Here is a 1,591-nt window from a genome sequence, read left to right on the forward strand (position 1 = left end):
CCTAACGGCATTCTACGTCAGTAGAACGCTAGAAAACGCTAGATCGCATGCTTCGGATGAGGCGTAGGCGTGTCCGCCTCAGGTCATCGCCGGTGCTACCTAAGGATGTCGGACGTCCCTGCGAGTGGCATGATCCCCATGCGCTCAACCTTGGGCGCCGCCACGGAACCGGCCCGCCGAACTTCGCAGAAAGGCTCCCGACGATGCCCGAGCAGACTCCCCGCCGCAGCATCGAGTCTTGGGCGCAGGAGCTGCCCGTCAGTTTCGTCGAGTGCCGCACCATGGGCCACCGCTGGCAGCCCCACACCGCCACCTGGGACCGCGAGGCCCGCGCCTACCACGTCATCCACGCCTGCGACCGCTGCGACACCCATCGCAAAGCCTGGTGGACCCGCAACGGCGCGGTCACCTCCGCCGGCTACGACTACCCCGAGGGCTATCTCACCAAGGATGTCGGCTACATCGACGCCGACGGCCGCGGTGTTCTGCGCACCGAGTACCTCGCCCGGCTGTTCGGCACTCCGGCGCGCGCCGAGGGCGACCGCGGTGGCGCGGCACAGTCGTAAGAAGCGGGGGCCGGGTCAGGATCCGGTATCTGTCGGCGGCTGGCGGCGATCAGTCTCGTCGCTCGCCGCCAGTTTCCTCTGGTCCGGATGCCATACCCGGTACCAGTCCGTGACTGTCGTGACGCCGAAATCATCGCTGTCGAGGAAAAGCGGCTCACCGTAGCCATCCGGCCCGATCCGCCATGCGACGACGGCCACCGTCTTGCTGGCTGCGCCTTTCCCGACGGTGGCCATCCATCCGCCGCCGGGAACCAGGTGTCCACGATGAAGGTTGGTCTCCAACCTCTCGAAACCGATCTGGTCAGCGGCACGGACCAGGCGTCCAGCCTTCGGGCTGACGACGAGCGCGTAGCCCTCCTCGTCCCATGCGATCACATGCTCTGACGTCTGCCCGCCAGTGGACTCGTCCTTGAAGTGAGCGATGTAGCCTTCGGCCGGGATCATCGATGTTCCCCTTGCCCTCGCGGTCATCGGAGCCCAGAGCCGTTGATCATAACGTCCAGCTCAAGCCCGAAATCGTGCCCGGTGGCCGCAGCGTGCCCGGGCCACGGCCACCGGGCGGCGTCAGCCCCGCCCCGTTCACGGAGAACCTCCTTCGCCGCTGCGTCACTGCCGTGCATGGGCGCATGGTGCCACCTCGGCGTGCTGGACGGTGCGCCTCTGACCGGTTCGTGCGGCCACGACGACACGGTGGTGGACGCCCATCGGAGCCGACCAGGATCGGCTCGTGCATGTGGTGGGCGGCGATCCAGTCGAGCCGTTCGCGGTCGCGTAGGGCGAGGTCGACGATCTCGCTGGTCCAGGTCCAGGGGCGGCCGGTGTCCGGGTCGGTGTCGTGGCTGCCGGGCCACCAGCGGGCCATGATCTCGTCGACGGTTGGGGTCTCGGGCGCCGGGTCCGGCGTACGTCCTGGTTGATCAGATGCCAGAGCGGCAGGTTCCACAGGTCGGCCACGAGCTCGACTCCTCGATCCGGCGGAACTGCAGCGACGCAAATCCGTCATGGATATCCCACAGGAACAGCGC

Annotated in this window: 2 protein-coding genes; one reads left to right on the forward strand and one right to left on the reverse strand. The window is 67.4% G+C overall.

Features of this window, described 5'->3' with window-relative positions:
- Positions 1–203: 203 nt before the first annotated feature.
- Complete coding sequence (locus BBK14_RS13980; RefSeq protein WP_071062658.1) at positions 204–566, forward strand: hypothetical protein; 363 nt, start codon at positions 204–206, stop codon at positions 564–566.
- 15 nt (positions 567–581) lie between these two features.
- Here the strand turns inward: BBK14_RS13980 and BBK14_RS13985 are convergent, their stop codons facing one another.
- Positions 582–1,010 (reverse strand): hypothetical protein, encoded by a 429-nt coding sequence (locus BBK14_RS13985; RefSeq protein WP_071062659.1) that lies wholly within the window; start codon positions 1,008–1,010, stop codon positions 582–584.
- Positions 1,011–1,591 lie beyond the last annotated feature (581 nt).

This window comes from Parafrankia soli, from assembly GCF_001854695.1.
GTDB lineage: Bacteria > Actinomycetota > Actinomycetes > Frankiales > Frankiaceae > Parafrankia > Parafrankia soli.